The 19166-nt window shown below is 67.8% G+C and carries 12 protein-coding genes and 4 pseudogenes; 2 read left to right on the top strand and 14 right to left on the bottom strand.

The window, feature by feature from the left end:
• Positions 1 to 52: 52 nt before the first annotated feature.
• From ACT3UF_RS17335 to ACT3UF_RS17305, 7 genes and pseudogenes are all read right to left on the bottom strand, one after another.
• Positions 53 to 1285 (bottom strand): nitrate/nitrite transporter, encoded by a 1233-nt coding sequence (locus ACT3UF_RS17335; RefSeq protein ID WP_444601074.1) that lies wholly within the window; start codon positions 1283 to 1285, stop codon positions 53 to 55.
• A gap of 248 nt (positions 1286 to 1533) precedes the next feature.
• Positions 1534 to 2061: a glycine cleavage system protein R gene (locus ACT3UF_RS17330; RefSeq protein WP_442332907.1), complete on the bottom strand. Its 528-nt coding sequence runs from the start codon at positions 2059 to 2061 to the stop codon at positions 1534 to 1536.
• 47 nt (positions 2062 to 2108) lie between these two features.
• Entirely contained in the window at positions 2109 to 3734 is a 1626-nt protein-coding gene (gene cimA, locus ACT3UF_RS17325; protein ID WP_444599861.1) for a citramalate synthase, read from the bottom strand.
• A 7-nt stretch (positions 3735 to 3741) separates the two neighbouring features.
• A complete protein-coding gene (locus ACT3UF_RS17320; protein ID WP_441446256.1) occupies positions 3742 to 4833 on the bottom strand; it encodes a branched-chain amino acid aminotransferase in 1092 nt (363 codons plus the stop codon).
• A 50-nt stretch (positions 4834 to 4883) separates the two neighbouring features.
• Positions 4884 to 5963 (bottom strand): 3-isopropylmalate dehydrogenase, encoded by a 1080-nt coding sequence (locus ACT3UF_RS17315; RefSeq protein ID WP_441446255.1) that lies wholly within the window; start codon positions 5961 to 5963, stop codon positions 4884 to 4886.
• 28 nt (positions 5964 to 5991) lie between these two features.
• Positions 5992 to 7599, bottom strand: coding sequence for a phosphoglycerate dehydrogenase (gene serA / locus ACT3UF_RS17310; RefSeq protein ID WP_441446254.1), 1608 nt, complete (start codon positions 7597 to 7599; stop codon positions 5992 to 5994).
• A 117-nt stretch (positions 7600 to 7716) separates the two neighbouring features.
• Positions 7717 to 7998: pseudogene (locus ACT3UF_RS17305) on the bottom strand (transposase); the annotation flags it as partial.
• A gap of 115 nt (positions 7999 to 8113) precedes the next feature.
• Here ACT3UF_RS17305 and ACT3UF_RS17300 point away from each other — a divergent pair.
• A complete protein-coding gene (locus ACT3UF_RS17300; protein WP_073884858.1) occupies positions 8114 to 9400 on the top strand; it encodes an ISL3 family transposase in 1287 nt (428 codons plus the stop codon).
• A 45-nt stretch (positions 9401 to 9445) separates the two neighbouring features.
• Here the strand turns inward: ACT3UF_RS17300 and ACT3UF_RS17295 are convergent.
• From ACT3UF_RS17295 to ACT3UF_RS17280, 4 genes and pseudogenes are all read right to left on the bottom strand, one after another.
• Positions 9446 to 10456 (bottom strand): annotated as a pseudogene (locus tag ACT3UF_RS17295) (ISL3 family transposase); the annotation flags it as partial.
• A 246-nt stretch (positions 10457 to 10702) separates the two neighbouring features.
• Complete coding sequence (locus ACT3UF_RS17290; protein ID WP_444608470.1) at positions 10703 to 12664, bottom strand: CDP-glycerol glycerophosphotransferase family protein; 1962 nt, start codon at positions 12662 to 12664, stop codon at positions 10703 to 10705.
• Positions 12665 to 12949: 285 nt separating this feature from the next.
• A pseudogene (locus tag ACT3UF_RS17285) lies at positions 12950 to 13432 on the bottom strand (glycosyltransferase family 2 protein); the annotation flags it as partial.
• 23 nt (positions 13433 to 13455) lie between these two features.
• Positions 13456 to 13653 carry a hypothetical protein gene (locus ACT3UF_RS17280; protein WP_444608469.1) on the bottom strand — a complete coding sequence of 66 codons (198 nt, stop codon included), beginning with the start codon at positions 13651 to 13653 and terminating at the stop codon, positions 13456 to 13458.
• Between the two features lie 236 nt (positions 13654 to 13889).
• Between ACT3UF_RS17280 and ACT3UF_RS17275 the strand changes: the two genes are divergently transcribed.
• Positions 13890 to 15176 (top strand): ISL3 family transposase, encoded by a 1287-nt coding sequence (locus ACT3UF_RS17275; protein WP_444607968.1) that lies wholly within the window; start codon positions 13890 to 13892, stop codon positions 15174 to 15176.
• Here the strand turns inward: ACT3UF_RS17275 and ACT3UF_RS17270 are convergent.
• The 3 genes and pseudogenes from ACT3UF_RS17270 to ACT3UF_RS17260 all read right to left on the bottom strand — a co-directional run bounded on the left by ACT3UF_RS17270 (position 15128) and on the right by ACT3UF_RS17260 (position 19161).
• Positions 15128 to 16459: a Stealth CR1 domain-containing protein gene (locus tag ACT3UF_RS17270; protein ID WP_444608449.1), complete on the bottom strand. Its 1332-nt coding sequence runs from the start codon at positions 16457 to 16459 to the stop codon at positions 15128 to 15130. The genes ACT3UF_RS17275 and ACT3UF_RS17270 overlap by 49 nt on opposite strands.
• Before the next feature lie 402 nt (positions 16460 to 16861).
• Positions 16862 to 17566 (bottom strand): annotated as a pseudogene (gene ilvC / locus ACT3UF_RS17265) (ketol-acid reductoisomerase); the annotation flags it as partial.
• Positions 17567 to 17841: 275 nt separating this feature from the next.
• Positions 17842 to 19161, bottom strand: coding sequence for a hypothetical protein (locus tag ACT3UF_RS17260; RefSeq protein WP_441446346.1), 1320 nt, complete (start codon positions 19159 to 19161; stop codon positions 17842 to 17844).
• Positions 19162 to 19166 lie beyond the last annotated feature (5 nt).

The following is a 19166-nucleotide window of genomic DNA, read 5'->3' as shown; positions in this document are numbered from 1 at the left end:
GAGGGGTGCGGCGACGAGGGGTGCGGCGACGTGGGGTGAAGGGCGACGAGGGTCAGGACACGGAGATCTTCTCCCGGGCGGTCGCGCGCGCGCCACGGGCGACGAACAGCGTCACCACGATGGCGCCGACGGTCGCCAGCAGCAGCAGGACGATGCCCAGTGAGTAGCTGCCGCTGTCGGTATGGATGGCTGCCATCACCAGCGGGGGCACGAAGCCGCCCAGACCGCCGGCGGCGCCGACGAAGCCCGTGACGGAGCCGACCACCGAGGGATCGCTGGTCTGCGCGACCAGCGCGAACACCGCACCGGAGCCGACGCCGAGGCCGGCGGCCATCACGATGAAGGCGACGGTGCCGATCGGCATCAGATCGGGCTGGAAGGCAAGGGTGAGAGCGGCCAGCGCGACCGCGATATAGGAGACCAGCAGCGTGTTCGCCGCTCCCAGACGGTCCGAGAGGGTGCCGCCGAGCGGGCGCATGATCACGGCGACGATCACGAAGCCCGCCATCCGGAAGGAGGCGTCGGTCGCCTCGAGGCCGTACCAGTTCTGCAGCATGGTGGGCAGGAAGACGGAGAAGGCGACGTAGCCGCCGAAGGACAGGGCGTACAGGTAGCACGCCTGCCAGGTCACCTTGAGCTTCATGACCGCGACCGACTGGGCGACGATGTTCTTGCGCGAGGGTTCCCAGGTGGGTGCGTTGTGCATGAACAGCCAGGCGATCACCGCGTAGAGCACCAGGGCGACCGCGGTCAGCACGAACGGGGCGGCGTTGCCGACCGAGTTCACCAGCGGCACGGTGGTGAAGGCGCTGATCGCGGTGCCGCCCATGCCCACGCCGTACAGGCCCGTGGCCATGCCGCGCTTGGCGGGCGGGAACCAGGAGTTCACATAGGGCACGCCGATCGCGAACGTGGTCCCGGCGATGCCGAGGAAGAATCCGCCGAGCAGCAACGTCGAGAAGGTGTACTGCCCGATGAGCCCGACGAAGAGCACCGGAATGACGGTGATCAGCGAGACCACCGGGAACATCAGATGGCCGCCGTGCCTGTCGGTCAGCCCGCCCATCACGATGCGGCCGAGGGAACCGACCAGCACCGGCAGCGCGACGATCAGGGACGCGTCGGTGGCGAGGCCCCGCTCGACGTAGACGGGGCCGAGGGGGCTCAGCAGCGCCCAGGCCCAGAAGTTCACGCCGAAACCGAGCGTGACCAGGGCAAGTGCGCGCCAGGCGCCGGGGGGCACCGTGGTGCTGGGGTCTGTGGGGGTACTGGGGGACGCGGTCATCGTCGATTCTCCACGCTCGAGGGCGAATACATGGGTCGAGGAGTTTCCGAGGACTCGCTGCTGGGGTTTCTCTGCACCGGTTCAGGGTCCTCGACCCTGAAGATCACATTAGGGGACTTCGGTCCCGGAAAGCAGTGATTCGGAGGATCATCTGCATTTTCCCGATGTTATGGGCGTGCGTCCTTCGTCGAACTCTTGAGAATAGAATTCAGCAATGCTGGCATCACGTAATTGCGGGCAGAGCCCGATCATTCCGCGGCGTCGAGCTCCAGATCCACCATGAGCTCAGCAGCGATCGTCTCGAGCGCCTCACGGACATCGCCCTCATCGGCCGCGGCGGGCAGTCGCAGCTCGGCCTCCGCCTCGAAGAGCATGCCCCCGCCCTCCGGGGCTTCCCGGGTCCAGCTCCGCAGCCCGTCGATGGTGGCGCCCTGCGAGCGCAGTGCGGCGGTCACCTCACGGACCATCCCGGTGCGGTCCTGGCCCAGCAGATGCAGGCGCAGCGCCCGGTGAGGGCTCCCGGCGGGGCCGTCCGTCGTTCCCGCGGTCGCCTCCACCGCGAGACCGACCTCGTCGGCGAGTGCGGGGAGGGACTCCAGGAAGGCGCCGACGCGCTCATCAGGGAGGTCCACCTGCACGATCCCGGCGAACTTCCCCGCGAGCAGGGCGAGCTGGCTGTCGACCCAGTTGCCTCCCTGCTCGTCGACAGCAGCGGCGAGGGCTGCGACGAGGCCCGGGCGGTCGTCTCCGATGGCGGTCAGCAAGTAGGTCGTCATGCGCCCAGAGTAGCGCTCGAACCGGAGGCGGACCATGGAGTCCGTGATCAGACCCCTGATTTGTAGAGCCCATAGGTGTAGGCGTCGTAGATCGCCTCCCACGAGGCTTCGATGACGTTGGGGCCCACGCCCACGGTCTGGAACTCGAGCCCCCGCCCGGAGGTGCGCACCAGCACCCTGGTGGTGGCGTCCGTGCCGTGCTGGGCATCGAGGATGCGGACCTTGAAGTCGCGCAGCTCGAAGTCGTCGATCTCCGGGTGGTGCTCGCGCAGCGCCGCCCGCAGGGCGAGGTCCAGAGCGTTGACGGGTCCGTTGCCCTCGGCGATCGCGACCTCGCGGCGGCGGGGGCCCTCGCCTCCACCGACCAGCTTCACGGTCGCCTCGGATTCGAGGGTGCCATCGCGTCCGAGCTGCGAGGTGGCCCGCCAGGACTCCACGGTCGAATAGCTGGGTGCCCGCCCGAGCTCGTCGAGCAGGAGCAGCTCGAAGGAGGCGTCCGCGGCCTCATAGGAGTAACCGACCGACTCCCGCTGCTTGACGGTCGTGGCCAGGCGGGAGAGCAGCTCCGGGCGGTCGGCCAGGTCGAAGCCGAGCTCACGACCCTTGAGCTCGATGGAGGCGCGTCCGGCCATGTCGGAGATGATCATGCGCATGTCATTGCCGATCGTCCGGGGATCGGTGTGCTGATAGAGATCCGGATCGACCTTGATCGCGCTCGCATGCAGGCCCGCCTTGTGGGCGAAGGCGCTCGTGCCGACGTACGGGGCCCGCGCGTTCACCAGCATGTTGACGATCTCGCCGATCGCGTGGGCGATGCGGGTGGTCTCGGCGAAGTTCTTCGCCGGGACCAGGTCCATCCCCATCTTCAGCTGGAGGTCGGCCATGAGGGTGACCAGGTCGGCGTTGCCGGTGCGTTCACCGTAACCGTTGATGCAGCCCTGGACGTGGGTGATCCCGGCGCGCACCGCGGAGATCGCGTTCGCGACCGCGCAGCCGGTGTCGTTGTGGGTGTGGACGCCGAGTCGGGCGTCGTGCGCGCCGGCGGCCGCCAGCCGCTCCCGGAGCTCCTCGATGATCTCGGTGACCTGGTGCGGGAGCATCCCGCCATTGGTGTCGCACAGGACCATCACTGCGGCCCCGGCCTCGTGGGCGGCGAGCAGCACGGAGGTCGTGTACTCGGGGTCGTGCAGGAAGCCGTCGAAGAAGTGCTCGGCGTCGACGAACACCTCGCGGCCGAGCCCCACCAGGTGCTCCACCGTGTCCCGCACCATCGCGAGGTTCTCCTCGGCGGTGGTGCGCAGGGCGCCGGTGACGTGCCGGAGGTCCGACTTCGCGACCAGGGTGATGGTCGGGGCGCCCGAGTCCACGAGTGCCGCCACCTGGCGGTCCTCCCCCACTGCGACCCCGGCCTTGCGGGTCGCGCCGAAGGCGGCGAGCCGGGCGGTGCGCAGCTCGAGCTCGACTGCGGCACGGGCGAAGAACTCGGTGTCACGCGGCACAGCACCGGGCCATCCGCCCTCGATGTAGGTCACCCCGAGCTCGTCGAGATGGCGGGCCACGGCCAGCTTGTCCGTGACCGAGAGGGTGAGCCCCTCCTGCTGGGAGCCGTCACGCAGCGTCGTGTCGTAGAGGTGGAAGGCCTGGATCGGCGTCGTGGCGGGGCTGATCGTCATCGTGCGCTCAGACCAGCCGGGTCAGCCAGCTGTGACGGTCCGGGATCCGGCCGTACTGGATGTCGGTGAGCTCCTTGCGCAGGGCCAGCGTGACCTCGCCGGAGCCACCGTCCCCCACCGTCCAGGAACCGCCGTTGGCACGGAACTCCCCGATCGGGTTGATGACAGCGGCGGTGCCGCAGGCGAACATCTCGGTGATCTCGCCGCTGCCGAGCTGCTCGAGCACCTCGCTCATCACCAGGCGCTGCTCGATCACCGTAAGGCCGCGATCCTCCGCGAGGCGCAGGATCGAGGAGCGGGTGACGCCCTCGAGGATCGAGCCGGTCAGCGCCGGGGTCAGCAGGCGGCCGTCCCGGGTGATCGCGAAGACGTTCATCCCGGAGAGCTCGTCGATGCTGGTGTGGGTCTCGGAATCGAGGAAGAGCACCTCGTCGGCCCCCTGCTCGGCGGCCTCGTTCTTGCCCAGCAGCGAGGAGGCGTAGTTGCCGCCGCACTTCGCCGCGCCGGTGCCGCCGGCTCCGGCGCGCGCGTACTCATCGGTGATCCACACGACCAGCGGCTGCACGCCACGCGGGAAGTACGGGCCGGCCGGGGAGGCTATCACGTAGTAGTCGACCGTGCGGGAGGCCCGCACGCCGAGAAACTCCTCGCTCGCGAACATGAAGGGCCGCAGATACAGCGACTCCTCGCTGGTGGCCTCGGGCACCCAGGGCTCATCGGCCGCAGTGGCGGCTTTCAGCGAGGCCAGGAAGTCCTCCACCGGCAGCTCGGGCAGCGCGAGCCGACGTGCTGAGCGCTGCATGCGTTCGGCGTTGGCCTCGGGACGGAAGGTCCACACCGAGCCGTCGGCATGGCGGAAGGCCTTGAGGCCCTCGAAGATCTCCTGGCCGTAGTGGAGCACCGCCGCGGCCGGCGAGAGCTGCAGCGGGCCGAAGGGCACCACCTCGGCGTCGCCCCAGCCACCGTCCGCGGTCCAGCGGGCGTGCACCATGAAGTCGGTGTAGTGCTGGCCGAAGCCCGGATCGGCGAGGATCTGCGCGCGCTCGTCGTCGCCGACGCGGCGAGTGGTGCTGGTCTGGGTGAAGTCGAGCGCGCTCACGGGATTCTCCTCGTTGCAGGGGGCAGTGTCAGTGTGTCAGGGTCCGGCGCTCAGCGCCCGGAGATCGCGGCGACCAGGTCGTCGCCGATCTGCGCAGTCCCACGGGCGGAGAGCTCCTCGGAACCGGCACGGGCGGCGAGGTCGTTCTCGACCGCGGCACGCACGGCGGCGGCCGGCTCGACATGCCCCAGGTGGTCCAAGAGCAGCGCGATCGAGAGCACCGTGGCGGTGGGGTCGGCGAGATCCTTGCCGGCGATGTCGGGGGCCGAGCCGTGGACCGGCTCGAACATCGAGGGGAAGGCACCGGTGGGGTTGATGTTGCCGCTCGCCGCGATGCCGATCCCGCCGCCGACGGCAGCCGCGAGGTCGGTGACGATATCTCCGAAGAGGTTGTCGGTGACGATGACGTCGAAGCGGGACGGATCGGTGACCAGGTAGATCATCATCGCATCGACGTGGGCGTAGTCCACCTCGACCTCCGGATGCTCGGCGCCGACCTGCTCGACGATGCGGCGGTAGAGGTGACCGGCGTGGACCAGCACGTTGTGCTTGTGGACCAGCGTGAGCTTCTTCCGGCGTGCCTCAGCCTGCGCGAAGGCGTAGCGCACCACGCGCTCGACACCGACGGCGGTGTTGAGGGAGACCTCGGTGGCGACCTCGAGCTCCGTGCCGGTGCGCAGCGAACCGCCGTTGCCGACGTAGGGGCCCTCGGTGCCCTCGCGGACCACTACGAAGTCCATCTCCCCGGGATCCGCCAGGGGCGAGACGACGCCGGGGTAGAGCTTGGTGGGGCGGAGGTTGACGTAGTGGTCGAAGGCGAAGCGGAGCTTGAGCAGCAGGCCGCGCTCGAGCACGCCCGAGGGCACGCCGGGATCGCCGACGGCACCCAGCAGGATCGCGTCGTGCTCCGCCAGCCGCGCCATGTCCTCGTCGGTGAGGGTCTCACCGGTGCGATGCCAGCGGCCCGCGCCGAGGTCGAAGTCGGTGGTCTCGACGCTGACGCCGGCGGGCTCGAGGGCGGCGCGCAGGGCGCGCAGTCCCTGGGGGACGACCTCCTGGCCGATGCCGTCACCCTCGATGACGGCGAGCTTCAGGACGGATGACAGGGCAGGGGCGCTGGGGGTGCTCATGGCAGGACTCCGGTTCTTCGGGAAGCGATCAGTAGACGAGGTCGACGGCGTGGATGGACCGTGCGTCGATCGTGGCGCCGAGCTCCTCGGCGAACTCGCGGTCCACGGACTCGTCGAGGTTCAGGACCACCAGCGCCTCGGCGCCGCGGGTGCTGCCGGCGCGGGAGACCTGCATGCCGGCGATGTTGATCCCGGCCTCGCCGAGACGGAGCCCGTACTTGCCGATCAGGCCCGGGCCGTCCTCATAGCGGATGATCAGCAGGTGGTCGCTCATCGCGACATCCAGCGCATGGCCGAACACCTCGGTGAGCTTGTGCTCCTGCTCGACGCCGCTGAGGGTGCCGGAGACCGTGACGACGGAGCTGTCGCGCAGGGTGCCGCGCAGGGTGACCACGTTGCGGAAGCGCTCGGAGTTCTCGTCGGTGACCAGCTTCACGGTGATGCCGCGCTCCTCGGCGAGGACGGGTGCGTTGACGTAGCTGACCTGCTCGGTGACCACGGAGCGGAACACTCCGCGCAGGGCGGAGAGCTTCAGAGCGGTGACGTCGTGGGTGGCGATCTCGCCGTGCACTTCGATATCGAGCAGCTCGGGAGCCTCCCCGGCGAGGGCTGTGAACAGCTGGCCGAGCCGGTCGGCGAGGGCGACGCCCGGACGCACCAGGTCGTCGATCGCGCCACCGGCGACGTTGACCGCGTCGGGGACCAGCTCGCCGGCCAGGGCCAGGCGCACGGACTTCGCGACGGCGACGCCGGCCTTCTCCTGGGCCTCGACGGTCGAGGCGCCCAGGTGCGGGGTGAGGGTGACGGTGTCGAGCTCGAGCAGACGCTTCGCGGTCTCGGAGGCCGACGGGGGCTCGGAGGTGTACACGTCCAGTGCTGCACCGGCGATGCGGCCGCTGCTGAGCGCGTCGAACAGCGCCTCCTCGTCGATCAGACCACCACGGGCGGCGTTGACCACGTGCAGGGAGGGCTTGGCGAGCGCGAACTGCTCGGCGCCGATCAGGCCGGTGGTCTCGGGCGTCTTCGGCATGTGGACGGTGACGACGTCCGCCTCGCCCATCAGCTCGTCGAGCTCGACCACGCGAGCCCCGAGCTCGGCGGCCCGGGCATGGTTGACGTAGGGGTCGTAGGCCAGCAGGTTCACACCGAAGGGGCGCAGCCGTTCAGCGACTAGCTGGCCGATGCGGCCGAAGCCCACCACACCCACCGTCTTGCCCAGCAGCTCGACGCCGGTGAGCTGCTTGCGCTCCCACTTCCCGGCCTTCACCGAGGCGTCGGCGCGACCCAGATTGCGCATCGAGGCCAGGATCAGCGCGACGGCGAGCTCGGCGGCGGAGGTGATGTTCGAGGTCGGAGCGTTGATGACCATGACGCCCGCGCTGGTGGCGGCGGGCACGTCAACATTGTCCAGGCCCACACCGGCTCGCGCGACGACCTTCAGCTGCTTCGCCGCGGCGTAGACCTCGGCATCGACCTGGGTCGCGGAGCGGACCATCAGGGCGTCGGCCTCCTGGACCGCCGCCAGCAGGGCGGGGCGGTCGGTGCCGTCCACATTCCTGACCTCGATGTCGGGCCCCAGGACCTCGACGGTCGCGGGCGACAGCTCTTCTGCGATGAGCACGACGGGACGCGTCACGGGAACTCCTCCGGTAAGGATGGTTGTCGTCGCACGCATCCTCGGGGGCGACGGGTACCGGGACAGCTTAAACGGCTCTTCGCGGTTCATGGTGAATGACCCTGCTGTAGCGGGTATTCACGCTACGGTTCTCGCGGCGCTGGTCAGCAGGATACGCATCCGGTAGTTCTCGGCGTTGCGGAAGCCGCGGCCAGTGCGTTTGATGTTCTTGATGCCGGTATTCGCGGCCTCGACTCGAGCGGTGGTCGCGCCGGTGACGATGAGGACCTCGATCGCGTCCCACCAGGTCACGACGGTGTCGTAGAGCTTGGTCGCCTCGGGCATATTCGCGATCTGCACGAAGTAGCCCATCCGCATCCGTTCCTCCCAGGCCTGAGCCAGGGTGTCGGTCGCCAATAGGGGCTCTTCCCGGTTCGTGGTGATGGGGAGCGTCGCGTCGTTGACGTAGAACGGCTCGTGGTCCTGCTGTGATGGGTGTTGTCAAGACATCCGAATCTCAGAGGACCACGAGCCTGTGCACGAGAGTACTGGTTCGCAGCGTGATGCTGCGAGCACGATCTTCAACTTGCCCAATTACCGCGTCATCGATGCCGTCGACCTGCCCGACGGGGGCCGGCGGGTGGTGATCGCCTCGACCGTCCCGCCGGGCTGTCCGTCCTGCGGCGTGCTGGCGACGAAGGTCCATTCCCGCCGGTCACAGCAGGTCCGGGACGTTCCCGTCGCTGGCGCAGCGGTGGTGGTGTGGGCCAAGCGGCGCTGGTTCTGTCTGGAGCCGGCCTGTGCCCGGGGCACGTTCGCCGAGGCCACCGAGCAGATCCCGCGATACGCACGCTCGACGACCCGACTGCGGGACCAGGTCGTCTCTGCCGTGATCCGTTCCGGCCGTGCAGCCTCCGAGGTGGCCCGGGCCCACGGCGTCTCGTGGTGGCTGGTCCAGGCCGCCCTCAGCGCCGCCGCAGTGGTCCTGCCTGACGTCGACGACGTGCGGGTCAGGCGTCTGGGGGTCGATGAGCACCGCTACCGGTCAGTGCGCTGGTTCCGCACCGACGAGGGCGCTTGGAGACGGTTCGAGCCGTGGATGACGACGCTGGTCGACCTGGCCACCGGGCAGGTCCTCGGCATCGTCGACGGCAGGGACTCCAGGGCCGTCGGGGATTGGCTCGCGCAGCGCTCTGAGCAGTGGCGGGAGCGGATCGAGATCGTCGCGATCGATCCCTCGGCCGCGTTCCGCAAGGCGCTGCGGACCTGGCTGCCTCGCGCCGCGGTCTCGGTCGACAAGTTCCACCTGGTCAAGCTCGGGAACGACATGGTCACCACCGTCAGGCAGCGCCTGGCCCGCACCCATCGCGGTCGTCGGGGCCGCAAGGACGACCCGGCCTGGGCCCACCGGATGCTGCTGCTGCGCGGCGGCGACACCCTGACCCCGAGGGCGTGGGAGCGGTTGGAGAGGGTGTTCCGCACCGACGACCCCACCGACGAGCTCTCGGCCTCCTGGGGCATCAAGGAGCAGCTCCGACGCCTGCTGGCCACCGACACTCTCGCCCAGGCCTGGCAGGAGCGGATGCGGATGGGCTACTTCGTCCAGATCGCGAACATGCCCGAGGCCACGAAGCTCTACGACACCGTCGTGACCTGGTGGGACGCCATCGAGGTCCTCATCGTCACCGGCGCAACCACCGCGAAGGTCGAAGCGGGCAACACCGGCATCAAGAACATCAAACGCACCGGCCGCGGATTCCGCAACGCGGAGAACTACCGGACGCGTATCCTGCTCACCAGCGCCGCGAGAACCGTAGCGTGAATACCCGCCACAGCAGGGTCATTCACCACGAACCGCGAAGAGCCCCAATAGGCGGCGGAGCTGCTCCTTGATGCCCCAGGCGGCGGAGAGCTCGTCGGTGGGGTCATCGGTGCGGAACACCGTCTCCAACCGCTCCCAGGCCCGTGGAGTGAGGGTGTCAGCGCCGCGTAGCAAAAGCATCCGGTGGGCCCAGGCCGGGTCGTCCTTGCGGCCGCGACGACCGCGATGGGTACGGGCTAGGCGTTGACGGACGGTGGTGACCATGTCGTTTCCGAGCTTGACGAGGTGGAACTTGTCGACCGAGACTGCAGCGCGGGGCAGGTAGGTCCGCAGTGCTTTGCGGAACGCGGCCGAGGGATCGATGGCGACGATCTCGATCCGCTCCCGCCAGAGCTTGGAGCGCTGGGCGAGCCAGTCGCCGACGGCGGTGGAGTCCCGGCCGTCGACGATACCGAGGACCTGCCCGGTGGAGAGGTCGACCAGGGTCGTCATCCAGGGCTCGAACCGTCTCCAGGCACCGTCGTCGGTGCGGAACCAGCGCACCGACCGGTAGCGGTGCTCATCGATGCCCAGGCACGTCACTGACACGTCCTCGGCGGTGGGCAGGACCACGGCGGCAGCCGCCAGCGCGGCCTGGACCAGCCACCACGAGACGCCATGGGTCCGGGCGACTTCCGAGGCTGCCCGGCCAGAGGTGATCACCGCGGAGACGATCTGGTTTCGCAGCCGGGTCGTTGAGCGCGCGCGGTGCGGGACCTGGTCGGTGGCTTCCCAGAACGTGCGCCGGGCGCAGGCCGGCTCGAGGCAGAACCAGCGTCGCTTGGCCCACACCACCGCCATCGCCCCGGCCACGGGGACGTCCCGGAGGTGCTGGGACCGGCGGGAGTGGACCTTGGTCGCGAGCACTCCGCACGACGGACATCCGGGCGGGACGGTCGAGGCGATCACCACTCGACGGCCTCCGTCGGGCAGGTCGATCGCGTCGATGACGTGGTAGTCGGGCAGGTTGAAGATCGTGCTCGCAGCATCTCGCTGTGAACCAGTATTCTCGTGCACAGGCTCGTGGTCCTCTGGAATGTGGATGTCTAGACAACACCCATCACAGCAGGACCACGGGCCGTTCTACGCCAGCGACGCGACGCTCTCCTTCACCACCAACCGCGAAGAGCCGCTTAAACCGCTGTCCGCCATGCGGTCATGCCTGTCAGGATGCGAGACGACCTCCATCTTCGGTGCTCGACGCATTCACACTCGGCAGCGGCGCAGTACCGGACCGGCGCGCGCCGGCTCCGGCAGCTCGGCTCATATCGCCTTGATCGCCTCCACGACACTCTTCGTGCTCGAGCCGAGCGGGACCCCTTCGAAGAAGACCTCCACGCGCTCGTGATACTCCGGCTCCATCTCGAATCCGTTCTCAGCGATCCGAGCCAACGCGTTCACAAGACCGTCCTCGCCCTCCACGATCGGACCGAACCCGTCGGTCTCCGCGTCGAAGAAGCTGCCCGAACGTTCCAGGTCCGCGTCAGGATCGTTCGGGTCATCGAGGTACACGATGGGAGTACGCATGAACGCCACGTCGAAGAACGACGAGGAGAAGTCCGTGACGTACGCGTCGCACAGACGCAGCCATTCCTGGAACGAATGCTCACGCAGATCGGCCATCTTCACCCGGTCCGTGAAGCTGATGTTCTGCGTGAAGAACTCGGCCGCTTCGTAATGAGGCAAGAAGCGCAACTCCGCGCCCGCGTCCTCCAGGAACTCGGCGACGCGGGGCGATTCGAGGATGGAACGGACCGTTCTGAAGTACTGCGACGCCATGAATTCCCCGCGGTCCTCTGCCGCCCCCATTGATCGGTAGGACGGCACGACGAGCCCTTGCCGCCAGGTCGGCGCGAAGAGGATCATGCGCCGTCGGTCACTGCGCATCCGCGTGAGCGTGTCGAAACGAGGCAGTCCCGTGCTCACCGCACGACGCCCGTAGGACAGCTCCTTCGCGAAGAAGTCGCGCTCACCGACCGAGGAGGCGACGACGAGGTCGTAGCCCAACATCAGCCTGTGCAGCGAGCCGATTCGCGATGTCCGATACGAGACGCCATGCCCCAGGAAAACCCTGCGCCCACCGAGCGGATAGTGGAAGTGCTCGAGGAACTCGACCTTCCCCCAGTCCCGAGGAAGGATATAGGTGTCCACGTCGAATGCCGAGATGAGGAGACTCGCTCGACACAGCTCCAGCTTGTGCCGCCAAGAGCCGTGCGCGACGACTTTGCCCGCCCGCGACATGGACGCGAATTCCGGCGAGTTCCTCTCGATCACGTAGACCGGCCGCACTCCAGCACGTTCATCTGCCGCAAGATGCTTGAACAGCGCGGCGCCATTGTCCTGGGCTGTGTCCCAGCGTTCACCGATGAGCCAGGTGGGCTTGTTCTCCAGCTTCCGCAGCACACGAGCGAGCAGCCGCAATCTGCCGAATCCCGAACGATCTCGGAGATCACCGAGTGCGGTGGCGAACGAGCGACGGGCGGCAGAGCGGCTGGCTGGCGACTTTCGAACGCAGACCTGATTCTTGTCGTTCGTCCCGACCCTGTACGCGCTCCCCTCGTGCTCGATCGGTCGCACATTGCGGAAGAGCGCCACGGTCTTCATCATCCTGGGATCAGCTGATCCCTCAGGGGTCTCGAGGTGGAGCCGTGGGAAGTACTCGCCCCGGGGCCAACGGGCCAGAGGCACCACGGCCCTGAACGCAGACCAGCTGCCATCCGACGCAGGCCGATCGGGTCGCTGCAGCCACTCGGCGGGGAACCTCCTCCTGCCGAGCCCGAGCGACATCTCGATATCCGGCTTCCGGTCGATCGGGATGCCGCGCGCCGTGATCCGCCCCTCGAGGACGAGTGAGCCCGGTCGTCGTGAGACTCCCTCCAGGGAGACCGAGAAGCCCTTGGAGCAGAGGATCTCGTCAGCCTGCCCGAGATCCACCGAGCCGAGATGCGGCACCGAACCAGCGATACCGAGTCGCGGTCCATCACCCTCGGCGGGCGAGAACTCACCGCTCGCCCCCCTCAGGAGGAGACGGCCGAATGTCACCTTATGAGGGACGTCAACGACGTTTCGGACGATCGAGCGCGGGGACATCCCGCTCACAGCACGATAAGCGCGCTCGTAGAACTCTGCGAGATCCGCAGCGTCCATATGGGAATCAGCCCTGGACAGGAAGCCCTGGAATCCCCGCACGATGAACGCGTGAACGAGCGCACGCTCTGCGGCCATATAGCCATCTGCTTTGCCGCGGAGGTGCTCGACCAGCAGGAGATAATCCCAGTAGTTCTGCGGCCGCGTGAAGAGGGAATCCATGATCGACCCCTTCACCTCACGCTTGCGATAGAGGTAGACGACGCCGTCGACGATCGCGATCGACTTCGCCTCCAGGAGATACGGGACGATCACCCAGGCGTCTTCGAAATGGACGCCTTCGGGGAATCTGTCCCCGCGTCGCCGAAGCGTGTCGACCCGGAAGAGCTTGTTGCAGGCGGAGGCGGAGTGGATCAGCTCCGGAACCTCGGCGACCGAGTCGAGCTGTCGAGCGCCCTTGGCGAAAGCTCGCCCCCAGAAGAACTGCGTCACCTTGGGGAAGGAGCGCATGTCGCCGATCGAGACGTCCAGCTCCGGGTCAGCCTCGAGAGGGGCGAGGAGCTTCTCATATGCGTCCGGGGGGAGGACATCGTCGGAATCCAGGAAGCCGACGAACGGCGCAGTCACCTCACGCATCCCATTGTTGCGCGCCGCGCCCAGCCCACCGTGCGGCGGCACGATGAGCTGCATATTGGGGTGACGCGAGACGTACTCTTCGGCGATCTCCTGGCTCCTGTCCGAGCTGCCGTCCTCGACGAGCACGACCTGGAGCTCATCGAAGACGCTCTGCTCCACCACACTGTCCAGACATTCAGCGAGATAGTCTTCGACGTTGAAAATCGGGATCACGATCGCGGCACGGGGCGCTGAGACGCAGAAGTCTCCCACAGATGTGTTCCTTTTCATCTAGATCAGCGAAGCGCTCCGAGTCAGAGAGACCCGTCCTCCGGTACTCGCTCGAATTGGGAAGGCGCGGGATAGAAGTCGTCCAGGAAGGACCTGACGAACTCCTCGGGGAGCGGTGTCGCTCCGGGGACGGGAGCATCATTCACGCACATCGCGTCTCGGTCACGCTTCTTCGCGAACCCGTTGAAGACCGGGCGGAAGGAATCGTCGAGGACGTTCAGATAGGTGTACCCAAGACTGCCCGGAACAGCACGCGCGGTCGCCTGTGCGTAATAGTGGTGCAGCTGATCGGCGACGATGTCGTCGTGATGCCGGAACCTAGACTTCGTCGTGGAGTCATAGGGGCTCTTCGCGGTTGGTGGTGAAGGAGAGCGTCGCGTCGCTGGCGTAGAACGGCCCGTGGTCCTGCTGTGATGGGTGTTGTCTAGACATCCACATTCCAGAGGACCACGAGCCTGTGCACGAGAATACTGGTTCGCAGCGAGATGCTGCGAGCACGATCTTCAACCTGCCCGACTACCACGTCATCGACGCGATCGACCTGCCCGACGGAGGCCGTCGAGTGGTGATCGCCTCGACCGTCCCGCCCGGATGTCCGTCGTGCGGAGTGCTCGCGACCAAGGTCCACTCCCGCCGGTCCCAGCACGTCCGGGACGTCCCCGTGGCCGGGGCGATGGCGGTGGTGTGGGCCAAGCGACGCTGGTTCTGCCTCGAGCCGGCCTGCGCCCGGCGCACGTTCTGGGAAGCCACCGACCAGGTCCCGCACCGCGCGCGCTCAACGACCCGGCTGCGAAACCAGATCGTCTCCGCGGTGATCACCTCTGGCCGGGCAGCCTCGGAAGTCGCCCGGACCCATGGCGTCTCGTGGTGGCTGGTCCAGGCCGCGCTGGCGGCTGCCGCCGTGGTCCTGCCCACCGCCGAGGACGTGTCAGTGACGTGCCTGGGCATCGATGAGCACCGCTACCGGTCGGTGCGCTGGTTCCGCACCGACGACGGTGCCTGGAGACGGTTCGAGCCCTGGATGACGACCCTGGTCGACCTCTCCACCGGGCAGGTCCTCGGTATCGTCGACGGCCGGGACTCCACCGCCGTCGGCGACTGGCTCGCCCAGCGCTCCGAGCTCTGGCGGGAGCGGATCGAGATCGTCGCCATCGATCCCTCGGCCGCGTTCCGCAAAGCACTGCGGACCTACCTGCCCCGCGCTGCGGTCTCGGTCGACAAGTTCCACCTCGTCAAGCTCGGAAACGACATGGTCACCACCGTCCGTCAACGCCTAGCCCGCACCCATCGCGGTCGTCGCGGCCGCAAGGACGACCCGGCCTGGGCCCACCGGATGCTTTTGCTACGCGGCGCTGACACCCTCACTCCACGGGCCTGGGAGCGGTTGGAGACGGTGTTCCGCACCGATGACCCCACCGACGAGCTCTCCGCCGCCTGGGGCATCAAGGAGCAGCTCCGCCGCCTATTGGCGACCGACACCCTGGCTCAGGCCTGGGAGGAACGGATGCGGATGGGCTACTTCGTGCAGATCGCGAATATGCCCGAGGCGACCAAGCTCTACGACACCGTCGTGACCTGGTGGGACGCGATCGAGGTCCTCATCGTCACCGGCGCGACCACCGCTCGAGTCGAGGCCGCGAATACCGGCATCAAGAACATCAAACGCACTGGCCGCGGCTTCCGCAACGCCGAGAACTACCGGATGCGTATCCTGCTGACCAGCGCCGCGAAAACCGTAGCGTGAATACCCGCCCCAGCAGGATCATTCACCACGAACCGCGAAGAGCCGTCATAGGCCTCTGCGAAGAGCTCCTCCAGCTCGAAGAGAACGCTGCGGAGCATGGGGTGCGGCGTGTGCTTGATGGCGCGGGAGATCGTCCGTCCCGTGGCGTCCTGCATCAGGCGCCTCATGTTCGCTGTGAGGTTGAGATGCGGTTCGTGGTCCGCGGCCGGCTCGATGAATGGCCGACGGTTGCTGGACGGAGAGACGAGCGCGATCCCGGAACCGGTGAAGAACTGCTGAGGTGAGACGGGCCGCGTCAGCATGACGTCGTCGTTCATATAGAGGAAATGCTCGCTCAGGCCCTCGATGTGGTGAAGCCTGCTGATGATCGCATTCGAGTTGAACACCGGCAGACGTCCGTCGCCCGGGAAGATCTCCCGGTGATCCACGATCGTCATCAGCGGATTGTCGACGTCGAGCCACCGCGGCACCTGGAGATCAGTGACCAGATAGATGTGTCGTACCCACGGCGCGAAGTCATCGATCGATCGCAGCGAGTACATCAGCTCATCACGTGAGCGGAAGCGTGCGGGATCGGTGGCCTCAGCGTGGAGCACCGGGCCGGTGCCGTCCGCCGTCACCCGCGCCTTCCGTGCAAGCCACTCCGGGTCCCCTCCATCGACCCAGGTGTAGATCACGTCGATCGGGAACTCGACGTCCTCCAGCATCGACTGGTCGAAGATCTGAGGAAGCTGCACTTCGCGGCCATCCCGTTCGGAAGTGACTATTTTCGCTGGCTCCGGGCCGAGCGTCCGCGCCGCTCGGTTCTCACGAGGTGCCACGACAGAACCATCAGCCGGGTCGAGGTGCCAGAACTCGATGTCACACCCGTAGGAGAGGCCCAGCTCTCTGTCATGCCCGTCGAAGGTCAGGCATTCCGCAACTCGCCAGACACCGGACTCCTCGAGCCCGTCACTCCACGCCACGTGCCCTGCAAGAGCGAAGTGGGGGCCCTTGGCCTGTACGTTGGTGATGCGCCACGCAGCACCGTGCTCAGCGTGTGTTGCGGCATCCACTAATGCCGAACGGACGCGGGAAGCGTCTTCGTCGCGAACGGCCACGACCCGACGCCCGCGATGGCCGACGGTGTCCACCCACCACCACGTGATGCCAGCACCGTCGAGCACCGAGACGACCAGATCGAAATTCCGCGTATAGACCTCGCGGTCCAACATCGCCCGGACCTGGCGCCAGTGCACGTTCCGGAAAGTGATGATCTCCGGTCCCAGCGTGCTCGCCGGCACTGCACGACTTGAACGGGTGACAGCGGCGATCCTCTTCGCACTTCGGGCCGACCCGGCCAGGGAATTGCGCGTCGCACGAGCCGCATCCCAGGCCGCTGTCCCCCTTACAGGGTCGACCAGACGGCTGGCGCGCACTCGCTCGAACAAGCTCTTCGCCACTGAGACGTCTTCCTACGCGACTGCAAGTCCAGGGGCGCCGCCACTGGTGCACCCGAACGTTGAATGATCGATGCAGTCTATCGGCCGGCCGAACTGATCCCGGTCAGGCGCGTCGGAGAGAGGTGAGATTCTGCCATCTCGCCCCGTGCTTGATCAATGACTCGTCCCTGAACTGCGGCCCACTACGGCCCGGGCCCCGCCTCGATGGATCGAGGCGGGGCCCGGGCGCAGGGAGACTTCAGATCAGCGCGCGGCGCTGCCCTCGGTGTAGTCCGAGTCGACAGCCTGGGCGCTCCAGGAGAACATCTTGCGCAGGTCCTTGCCGACAACCTCGATCTGGTGCTTCGCCTCGGTCTCGCGGAGCTCCTTGAACTCCGGCGCGCCGGCGTCCTGATCCTCGATGAAGCGCTTGGCGAAGGCACCGCTCTGGATGTCCGCGAGGACGTCCTTCATGGCCTTCTTGGTGTCGGCCGTGACGACGCGCGGGCCGGAGACGTAGTCGCCGTACTCGGCGGTGTCGGAGATCGACCAGCGCTGCTTGGCGATGCCGCCCTCGAACATGAGGTCGACGATCAGCTTGAGCTCGTGGAGCACCTCGAAGTAGGCGATCTCCGGCTGGTAGCCCGCCTCGGCGAGGGTCTCGAAGCCGGCCTGGACCAGGTGGCTCATGCCGCCGCAGAGCACAGCCTGCTCACCGAAGAGGTCGGTCTCGGTCTCCTCGGTGAAGGTGGTCTTGATGACGCCGGCGCGGGTGCCGCCGATGCCCTTGGCGTAGGAGAGCGCGAGGTCCCAGGCACCGCCGGTGGCGTCCTGCTCGACCGCGACGATGTCCGGGATGCCGCGACCGGCGACGTACTCGCGGCGCACGGTGTGGCCGGGGGCCTTCGGAGCGATCAGCAGCACGTCGACGCCCTCGGGGACCTCGATGTAGCCGAAGCGGATGTTGAAAGGGCATCCGCGTCCTTCACCGCTGCCAGCAGGGCGGGGCGGTCGGTGCCGTCCACATTCCTGACCTCGATCTCGGACCCCAGGACCTCGACGGTCGCAGGTGACAGCTCTTCGGCGATGAGCACGACGGGACGCGTCACGGGAACTCCTCCGTTAAGGATGGTTGTCGTCGCACGCATCCTCGGGGGCGACGGGTACGGAGACAGCTTGAACCGCTGTCCGCCATACGGTCACACCATTCAGGATGCGAGACGCCGTCCGGGGACGAGGCGCGCTCAGGATTCGAGGCGGAGTCCGGCCAGCAGCTGGTGGGCGACGGTCGGGGCCTCCTCCTCGGTGAGGTCGTGGATCTGCACGCTGAAGTACTCCTGCTCGCGGTGGATGAGCACCTGGACGGAGAGCGTGGAATCCAGCCCCGGGCCCACCGCGACCACGGCGAGGTCGGCGCCGGGCACTTCGACCTGCGCGACGTGGTCCCGGGCCGCCAGCGGGTACGGGGACGGGACGGGGAACCCGGCGCGCATGACCGAGCCGCGGCGCCGTCCTCCCTGGAAGACGATCCCCACCTCGGTGACAGCGGGCTCACCGAGGTCGGGCGGCAGCTGGAGGGTCAGGCTCCGCACGGTGTGCTCGCGCCAGTCCTCCCCCGCTGCCGTGCCCTGGACCACGGGCAGCGAGCTCGGATCCTCGATGTGCACGCTGGGCGCGGAGTTCACCGAGTACACCATCAGCACATGGCCGCCGTCCTCGGAGAACCCGAGGCCATAGCTCACGGCCCGCACGAGCGGCCGCTCCTCCCCCGACGCCCGCACCGGGAGGGCTCCGCGCACGGAGGCCAGGAAGAGGATGCCGGAGAACTCGGCGCTGTCGAGGCGCTCGACCTCGGTGACGGCCTCGAGGATGCGCATCCGAGGGCCGTCCTCCGGGTACTCCAGGGGCTCGAGGTCATACATCTCCGGCACCCCGGTGTCCGGTCCCGAGGCGCCGGAGACCGGCACCGCTGCGAAGAGCTCGTCGAAGGCGGACTCGTCATAGCCCTCGAGGCCGAAGGCTTTCACGAGGGCGGCCCCGACTTCGTCGGAGCGGGAGTTGTCGGCCTCGAGCAGCAGGGGCGTGTCGAAGATCTCGAGGATCGCCTGCACGAGCACTCCCGTGGCGGCGCCGACCACCTGCTCATGCCCGCCGAACGCCTCCTCGGCGCGTTCATCGATGCTCCGCGGCAAGGCGGTGAAGATCGGCGAGTCCTCGGGGAATCCGGGCGACCACCAGGTGCCGTAGCGGTCCTCGCGCTCGAGAGAGCCCTTCTCGGTGCCGAACTCGGCGTCGGCCGCGGCGGTGTCGAGCTCGACGAGGTCGAGGTCCTCCTCGCTCGCCCAGCCATCGAAGGTGGTGCCGGGCTCCGCAGGCGGCTCCTCGGCGGGCTCGCCGCCGCCGTCGCTCGCTCCCCCGTCGCCTTCGGCGCTCGGCGACGTCTCCGCCTCCTCGTCACCGCCGCCGAGGCCGGGCAGCAGCGAGCAGGCGCTCGCCGTGGTCACCAGACCCAGGGCCCCCAGGCCCGCCAGCGCCGTGCGTCGCGTGGTCCTGCGCTGTGACATGCCGT

Origin of the sequence: Brachybacterium sp. AOP24-D1-21, from assembly GCF_052378665.1 — a bacterium.
In the GTDB taxonomy this organism is placed as follows: domain Bacteria; phylum Actinomycetota; class Actinomycetes; order Actinomycetales; family Dermabacteraceae; genus Brachybacterium.
The sequence above is the reverse complement of the archived record's forward strand: the minus strand, read 5'-3'. Positions and strand labels throughout refer to the sequence as shown.

Excerpts from the sequence above, each read along its gene's own strand:
- ACT3UF_RS17335 (WP_444601074.1), bottom strand. The coding sequence starts at position 1,285 with ATGACCGCGTCCCCCAGTACCCCCACAGACCCCAGCACCACGGTGCCC.
- ACT3UF_RS17330 (WP_442332907.1), bottom strand. The coding sequence starts at position 2,061 with ATGACGACCTACTTGCTGACCGCCATCGGAGACGACCGCCCGGGCCTC.
- cimA (WP_444599861.1), bottom strand. The coding sequence starts at position 3,734 with ATGACGATCAGCCCCGCCACGACGCCGATCCAGGCCTTCCACCTCTAC.
- ACT3UF_RS17315 (WP_441446255.1), bottom strand. The coding sequence starts at position 5,963 with ATGAGCACCCCCAGCGCCCCTGCCCTGTCATCCGTCCTGAAGCTCGCC.
- ACT3UF_RS17290 (WP_444608470.1), bottom strand. The coding sequence starts at position 12,664 with ATGGCCGCAGAGCGTGCGCTCGTTCACGCGTTCATCGTGCGGGGATTC.
- ACT3UF_RS17260 (WP_441446346.1), bottom strand. The coding sequence starts at position 19,161 with ATGTCACAGCGCAGGACCACGCGACGCACGGCGCTGGCGGGCCTGGGG.